This window comes from Helicobacter sp. MIT 01-3238 (genome assembly GCF_003364135.1).
GTDB lineage: Bacteria > Campylobacterota > Campylobacteria > Campylobacterales > Helicobacteraceae > Helicobacter_B.
On the sequence record NZ_NXLN01000029.1, the window covers coordinates 21933 to 29780 of the forward strand.

Annotated in this window: 8 protein-coding genes and 1 pseudogene; all 9 read right to left on the minus strand. The window is 39.4% G+C overall.

What is annotated here, in order from left to right:
- Nucleotides 1-27: 27 nt before the first annotated feature.
- Nucleotides 28-1131 (minus strand): phosphate ABC transporter permease subunit PstC, encoded by a 1104-nt coding sequence (pstC, locus tag CQA40_RS09260; RefSeq protein ID WP_258864529.1) that lies wholly within the window; start codon nt 1129-1131, stop codon nt 28-30.
- A gap of 96 nt (nt 1132-1227) precedes the next feature.
- Entirely contained in the window at nt 1228-2103 is an 876-nt protein-coding gene (locus CQA40_RS09265; protein WP_115520563.1) for a substrate-binding domain-containing protein, read from the minus strand.
- 340 nt (nt 2104-2443) lie between these two features.
- Entirely contained in the window at nt 2444-3778 is a 1335-nt protein-coding gene (locus CQA40_RS09270) for a C39 family peptidase (RefSeq protein WP_258864530.1), read from the minus strand.
- Between the two features lie 2 nt (nt 3779-3780).
- Nucleotides 3781-4704, minus strand: a complete 924-nt coding sequence (locus CQA40_RS09280) for a hypothetical protein (RefSeq protein WP_258864531.1) — start codon at nt 4702-4704, stop codon at nt 3781-3783.
- A gap of 73 nt (nt 4705-4777) precedes the next feature.
- The gene (locus CQA40_RS09285) at nt 4778-5659 is read right to left on the minus strand and encodes a hypothetical protein (RefSeq protein ID WP_115520566.1); all 882 of its coding nucleotides are present in this window, start codon (nt 5657-5659) and stop codon (nt 4778-4780) included.
- A gap of 93 nt (nt 5660-5752) precedes the next feature.
- Nucleotides 5753-6061 carry a hypothetical protein gene (locus CQA40_RS09290; protein ID WP_115520567.1) on the minus strand — a complete coding sequence of 103 codons (309 nt, stop codon included), beginning with the start codon at nt 6059-6061 and terminating at the stop codon, nt 5753-5755.
- 351 nt (nt 6062-6412) lie between these two features.
- Nucleotides 6413-6718: a hypothetical protein gene (locus CQA40_RS09295; RefSeq protein WP_115520568.1), complete on the minus strand. Its 306-nt coding sequence runs from the start codon at nt 6716-6718 to the stop codon at nt 6413-6415.
- Nucleotides 6719-6728: 10 nt separating this feature from the next.
- Entirely contained in the window at nt 6729-7541 is an 813-nt protein-coding gene (locus CQA40_RS09300) for a hypothetical protein (RefSeq protein WP_115520569.1), read from the minus strand.
- Nucleotides 7542-7629: 88 nt separating this feature from the next.
- Nucleotides 7630-7848 (minus strand): annotated as a pseudogene (locus tag CQA40_RS11250) (hypothetical protein); the annotation flags it as partial.

A 7848-nucleotide genomic window follows, 5' to 3' on the forward strand; every position in this document is an offset into this window, starting at 1 on the left:
CTTTTTAGCGCATTTGCACCAAAACTTTTATGACTTTTTCTTTAGTGCCAAAAAGCACATATTGATAAGCAGTATAAACACAAACAGCACCGCACTTGATGCGATTAGCGCGTCTCTGTGAATCCCACTTGCATAGCCTAGCTCTAGCACGATATTTGTCGTAAGTGTGCGAAGTCCATCGCTTATTTGGGTAGGGATTATAGGCTGATTTCCAGCGATGACAATCACTGCCATCGCCTCTCCGATAGCTCTACCAACGCCTAAAATCACACTTGCCAAAATCCCACTTTTTGCGTCCTTTAGCACGACAAAAAACACCGCGCGTTCTTTACTCGCACCAAGCGCGATTGCGCCCTCATAGTAGCTTTTGCTAACAGCTTCTATGCTCGTCTTTGATACCAAAATGATTGTAGGCAAAATCATCATTGCCAAAAGGATAGACGCACTTATTAGTCCCTTGCCATTTGTGTCAAAGACTTGGGCAAAAAACGGCACAATCACAATTAGCCCAAAAAATCCATACACAATGCTAGGAATCCCAGCCATTAGCTCTACCAAAGGCGTTATGATTTTGGATTTGGCAGAAAAATACGCCAAATAAATCGCACACAAAATCCCAAAAGGCACACCAAACAAAATCGCCAAAGCCGTTACATAAAGGCTTCCCACAATCATAGGAAAAATCCCAAAAACTTCATTTAGCGGTTGCCACACTTCGCCAAATAAAAATTCGCTAACCCCTATGCTAAAGATTGTAGGAATGGCATTGCCAAACAAAAATACGCAGATGATAATCACAGCAATTATACACACTACCGCGCAAAGTCCAAAAAGCATTGAAGCAAAAAACTCAAGGCTAAAAATATCTTTTTTGTGTTTTTTGTTTTGTTTTTTTATCACATTAAACACACGCAAAAATCGCAACGCAAAAAATCTAACAATATGATTTTTGGGTTTCTTTGGTTTTTTGGGGGATTTTGGATTTTTTTGTGAAGTTTTTTTGTCATTTTCTCGCGTGATAAAATCTCTCAAAAACTGATTTTGTGGAAAAATATTTTGCGCAAAAAAATCAGGCAAAATCTTTTTTTTCATATCTAGTAGTTGCAAAATCTTTTGGGTAAAAATTTGCATAGACACTCCTTTTTGTGAGATTTTGTGAGATTTAGATTTTGTGAGATTTTTGCGCTTAGAAAATTATGTTAGGTGTCCCCTCCATTTTAAGTCATACTATTTTAGTTCTTCCCACTTAAGTATTTTGCCGCTAAAAATATCTTTTACTTGCTCTTTTTTCAAATCACTTATGGTGTTTTGTGGATTTACTATCACAGCTAAGCCATCAATAGCTAAAACCTCCGCCTTTATGCCCGAGCTTAGCTCCTTGTCTTTTAGCTCACGGCTTACCATTCCTATATCTGCGATTCCTTGCAAGACAGAGTTTATGCCCGTTGTGGAGTCAGATTGCAAAATCTCAATATTCACGCTTGGATTTTGCGCGGTGTATGATTCTTTTAGCTTTTCCATAAGTGGTGTTATAGAGCTTGAGCCTGCGATTACGATTTTGCCACTTAGCTTTTTGGGATTTGGTTTTGTGCTTATATCTAGTGGGATATAGCCCGCTTTTGAAATCACCGCACTATTTGCCTTGCTAAAGTCCAAAAAATCCCTCACCAAAGCCGAATCCTGCTTGATGACTACATTAAATGGGCGAGAAATGCTGTATTTTTTGCTTTTGATATTTTCTACGCTTGGAGCAACGCCATTGATTTTTACACCCTTTACCATTGACTTTAGCGAGCCTAGAGAGACATAGCCGATTGCGTTTTTATCATTTGCTATGCTTGTTAGCATTACGGCGGTAGAGTTTGTGATTTCTGCTTTTAGGCTTGTAGTGTCTACTTTTTTGCCGTTTTGGGACTCAAGTAGCCCAAAAATCTCTACAAACGCACCCCTTGTGCCAGAGCCGTCCTCGCGCGAAATCACATTGATTTTGCCCGTTTGCGAAGCCTTTAGCAATCCTCCGCTTAAAGTCAAAGAAGCTAGTGCCAAAGAGATAAGCCCGATTATTTGAGCGATTTTGATTGTTTGTGGAACTTTTTTCAACATTGTATCTCCTTTTGTTGATTTGATTTACTTGTGCGAATTTGCAACATACGCAATCCCAACACAGCGAAATCATAACAACGCAGTGTAAGAGCAACTAGCAGGCTTTTGTAAAATCTATGTAAAATGTGCATTGTGATATGTCGCTTCAAGCGTGAGAATCAAGCGAAGTTTTGCAAAATCTAGCTTGCAAATCTTAAAGGAGTTTCAAAAAAGTTTTAGCAGATTTCAAGAGGGGGTTTTAAGTTTTTGAAGTATTTTTTAAAGAAGTTTTTTAATTTGAAAAAAATTTTAAGTAAAAAACTGATAAAAAGTTTTTGTAAGATTTTCACTCTAGCATAAATCACTGCCTTAGAAGTAGCATATCTTTTATGCCCTCATAGACAAATCCAGAGTGCTTTTCTAGCTTCATAAATTCTGCATTTATCTTTGGGTTTGGGTTTGGTTTTGCTTGCGGGATTGTTTGTGGTGGGATTGCTTGCGTGGAATCCACCTGTGCGGATTTGTCTAGGGAATCTTTGTCCTTTTTTTCTTGCGTCAAATTTTCTTGTGGGAAGTTTTTTTGTCCAAAGTCATTTTGCGCTGATTTTTCTTGTGTGAAGTCGTTGTTTTGCGCTAGATTTTCTTGCGTAGCCAAATCTTGGCTATTTTGATTTTGATAATTTTGATTTTGCAGATTTTCACTTTGTGCGGCTTGATTTTGTGTGGGTTGCATATTTGGCACTATCGCCATTATCTTGCCCCTCATTAGACGATTTTGGGAGTGGTTTTGTATCATCATAGATTCTGCTTCATCGCTATAAGATTTTTTAGGTTTTTTTGCTAGCTTTGCTTGCTGTTTTTCCTCTCTTGCTTCCTGCCTTGTCTTTTTGGGATAAAACATCTCTACAAATTTTGCAACACTCACTTTGATATTGCCAAAGCTCGGGTCAGCCAAATACACAAACTTAGAATCTATCCCTTTTAGCACGCTAAAATGCTCAATATTTCGCACCTTGACATAGATGATGACGGGGGCTTTTAGCTCATATAGTGCGGGTAAATCCACCGCCAATCCAAACGCCTTAAACCCTCTATCCTCCGCATACCCCACCATATCATAAAACGACAAATGCGCCTTTTGCTTCATCTCATCATCAAATTGTATTTCTTCTTTTTGGTTTATGTCGATTCCCTTTTTTAGTAGCACCGTATCCAAAATCTCTTTTTCACTTGCGTTTTCTAGTCCATAATAATGCTCCAAAATACTTGATAGCGAAGCAGCCCCACAGCTATAATCATACTCTTGCTTTGTGAGATTTTTATCGCGCATTTCACTCCAGCTTGTGATTTGCCTATCTTTTGTGATAGGGGCAAATGGAGGCGAAAACAAAGGGGAGCTAAAAATATGCACGCTAGATTTTTGCGTGCTAGTATTCTTAGATTTGCTAGATTTTTTCTTGCTAGATTTTGTGCTAGATTTTGCTTTGCTAGATTCTACTTCACTAGATTTTGCCTTACTAGAATCTGCTTGGCTAGAATCCACTTTGTTAGATTCTGCTTGGCTAGATTTTTGTGTGCTTGATTGCACTTGTGGTGCGCTAGATATTTGTGGTGCACTAGATTGGCTAGATTGCCCCACTTCTGCAAACGCTATGAAGCAAGGCACAAGCCCACAAGCAAAAATTTTTTTTATCATTTTTAGATTTTATAAGATAGCATAAGTGAAATCGAGTTTGTCTTATACTGCGCATTTTCGCGAAACTCCGCATCTGCAAACAAAATAAGATTTGCCATTATCTCATAAGCTAGCCCTAGATTTAGCCCGAGCGAAGAGCCAAGCGGGGCTAGGTATCTATCATTTACATTATCTCGGGTTTGGTATTGGTAGCTTATGCCAGCATTTAGTGATATGTATGGATTCACAGCGAAATACACCATAGGGCGCAGTGAGATACGCTCTCCATTATCTATACTTTGGGATAGGTGGGATTTTTTGAGGCTTAGCGAAAAGCTAGCTTGCAGTGCTAGCACGATAGGGTCAATCGTATAGTAGCTTGTCGCAAAGAAATTATAGTTTTTGGCGTATTGGAGGTTTTTTGCCCCGCTTTGATAGTAAGCCCTCTCTATGATGTCCATACTCGCTCCTAGCATAAGTGCGGGGGCTTTGCCCTCACGCTTTGCTTCTACGAGCACGCCTACATTCCACGAGCCAAAGTCCCCTGTGCTATTGCTAGCATAAGTGTTTGTTATGTCATTTTTTGCGACACTGTGTTGCCAAAAAGCATTTACCGTGCTAAAGATTTCCACACGCTTATACACACCATATCGCGCATAAAGCGAGAAAGCGAGATAGTCTTGATTTGTCGTGGTAGATATGGGCACAGAGATTTGAGAATTATTACTTGGTAGCTGAATCTGTGCGATTCCGCTAAAGGCATTTTTGCTTAAAAGATTTATATAAGAAAAAGAAGTGATTAGCTTAAAGTCATTGCTTTTTGTCATTATCTCATCGACATTTACAGATTTTGCGTGTGCTACTATGCTACTTGCACTCATAGCAAAAGATAGCGCAAAAATCCTAGTGAATTTAAAAAATCTAAAATGATAAATAATGTTTTGCATTACTTGATATTCCTTGAATAATATATGCAGAGATTTTGCTTCTATGCAAAATCTCTAAGAAATGCGATAAATGCTAATACCCAATCCCCGCTTCAATCATCAAGCCAAAATTTTGACTAGCACCAAAGCTTCTATAACTAATTGGATTTGGATTTCCCTCATAAGTCGCATAGAAAGGGACAGCCCTAGATTGCGCCAGATTTTCGTATTTGCCAATAGCTTTGATATACCATTCTTTGCGCTCATCTATGTCTTGGGAATAGCCTAGAGTTGCGGACACTCCGTAGCTAAAGCCCTTTAGCCCGGACTTTGCTCCATAAGTCTTGCCTAGCTCATACCAGCCACTTATAGCATTAAACCCAGCACTATACTCTATGCGCCCTTTGCTAGACACAGGCACAGCTCCTTGTAGCTCTAGCCCACCATAAAATAGATTTCTATTAAACCCTTTAGAAGTAGTGCCACTCGCCGAAGAAGCCCCCAAATAGTCATCGCCCAGCACTACATTTACAAAAAGCGGGATATTTTTTGTAAGTATATTTAGTCCTAGCTTGATTTTTACATCTGTGTTTAGGGCTAGCTCTTTGCTGCCTAAGCTATCAAATGTAGCCCCACTATATGTAATCCCACCAAGTCCCAAGCGGATACCTAGCAACGCCTGAAATCGCTTGTAGGACTCTGTCGCTTCAGCATTGACAAACCCACCATAAGATTGTGCCTTTGCTTGTGATGAGTCTAGGTGCAAATAGCTTGCACCCACACCAAACCTACCCGATAGACAATGCTCCTCATCTCCCTGAAAGCACAGCCCAACAGCCTCTAGACTAGAAAGTCCACCTATGCCCAAAACAAAAAGGATTTTGCTTGCTTGTTTTGCAATATTTGGTTTTCCAAAAAATTCTTTTTGTTTTTTATGTAGCTTATTTAGCATATCTTGCTTGTGAATCAGTGTCATTTCTTGACTCCTTTTGATTATATGTGCCAAGCAGAGATTTAATCCCTACTTGGCTTAGTTAAGACAGAAAGGCGTTTTGGTTATGGCTTGAGGCTAAAACCTAGAGCCAAAGTTTAGATTAAAGCGACAACCTTTGCTGAAAATGGCGCATAGTCCATAAGAAACAGCAGAAATGCCAAGTCCAACACCTATCGCAGGCCAAAACTCGCCTTGTGTCTCTTCTAGCTCTTTTTGAGATAGAACTTCTACATTTAGATTCTTAGCATTTGTGCCAAATAGAAACTCACTATCTGCTTTAGATAGTGTTTGTGTCGCTTTGGACTCGCTAGAATCAACGCCAGCTGATAAACCGCTAATGCCTACAAAGGCACTTAAAGCTAGGATTGAAATGATTCGTTTCATTTCTCGCCTCCTTTGAATAAATTAAATTTGCCACCTTATTTGATAATGCTTCTCAAAGGTGGCGGGCGAATCCTAACAAATTTTGGTAACCTTGTCAAGCAAAATGATTATTTTTTTCATAATTTATCATTTTGCTCAAATTTTTGAGAATCAAAAAGAACCCTTAAATGAGAGTATTACCAAATCATAGCGATATTATAGGCTTTTGTTAAACGCTTATAACTGTGATAATATTTCTTTATTCAACCATTGCAAGCGTTACAACACACTAACGATTAAAGCACTAGCTTTTACAGCAAATTACCACACATTGTGCTTTTTGAAAAAAATGTGTGGTAATGACAGATAAAGCTACTTAACAACCTGCACAGGTCTGCTTATAAAGCAACATATATTTAGCCTTGAAAAAATCCATTTGCCAAGCCAGCCAATAAACTCGCCTTGTGTCTCTTCTAGTTCTTTTTGGGACAAAATCTCCACATTTAGATTGCTTAGATTTTGTGTGCCAAAGAGAAACTCGGCATAAGGCTTTGACATAGCACCTTGCTCTATACTAGAGGCACTACCTTGCACAGACTGCGGTGCAGGACTTTGCACAGCACCTTGAGCTTGCAAAATACCAAAAGCAAAAAATAGACTAAGTCCAAAGTATCTCATCTACACTCCTTTAGAACCCAAGTCCTACTTCTAGCATTCCAGCGAAGTTGTTGCTAGCAGGATAGTTTATCGTGGTAGCGTTAGCTGTCCCACCATTTTGATAAAACGGCACGCCTTTAGATGTGCCTAGCTTTTGATACTTGCCGACAACACGCGCATACCACTCATAGCGGTCGTTTATCTCGTTTGCAAAGCCTACACTAGCACTCACGCCTAGCCCAAAATCATCTACCCTAGACCGTGCTTCATAAGTTTTGGCAAGCACATAATACGCACTTACAGCACTTGCTCCAGCACTATATTCTAGTCGAGATTTTCCACCTAGTGGGATAGCACCTTGTAGCTCTAAGCCTAGATTTAAAACAAGTCTTTCAAAGCCTCTTTTTTGCACTGTGCCAAAATTTGTGCTGTAATACTCATTGCCAAATACGAAATTTATAAAAAGTGGCACTCTTTTGGTAAGCACATTTGCACCTAGCTTGACTTTTGTCTCTTCGCCAAAAAACGCAGAGCCTAAGCCTAGATTGGCTAGTGTGCTTCCTTTGAAGCTAGCACCTCCACCCTCTACCCTTATGCCAAGCATAGCTTGAAATCTTTTGTATGCTTCGGTTACTTCGACATTTACAAAGCCACCATAGTTATTCACGCCAGCACCACTTCCGCTAAAGTTTGAATACAGTCCACCTACACCAAACCTAGCACTTAAGCAATGCTCATCATCGCCCTGAAAGCATAGTCCAGCAGCATTTGCGCTACCAAATATCCCAAAAAATCCAGCTAAGGCAAATGATAATCTCAACTTTTTATCTAAAACATCAAACATTATGTTCTCCTTAAGTAGAAATGATAGCAATGCAAGTTTTTACCCTGCATTGCTAAAAGTAGTGTGATATATTCAGCACCAAATGCGACTAGAATCTAAAATTCCACCAGCCGTCTTTTTTGGTTTCTCGTAAGAAATATCTCACAAAATCAAAGCCACCTTTGACGAAATTCCAAAACTCGCCTTGTGTCTCTTCTAGCTCTTTTTGAGATAGAACTTCTACATTTAGATTCTTAGCATTTGTGCCAAATAGAAACTCACTATCTGCCTTAGATAGCGTTTGTGTCGCTTTGGACTCACTAGAATC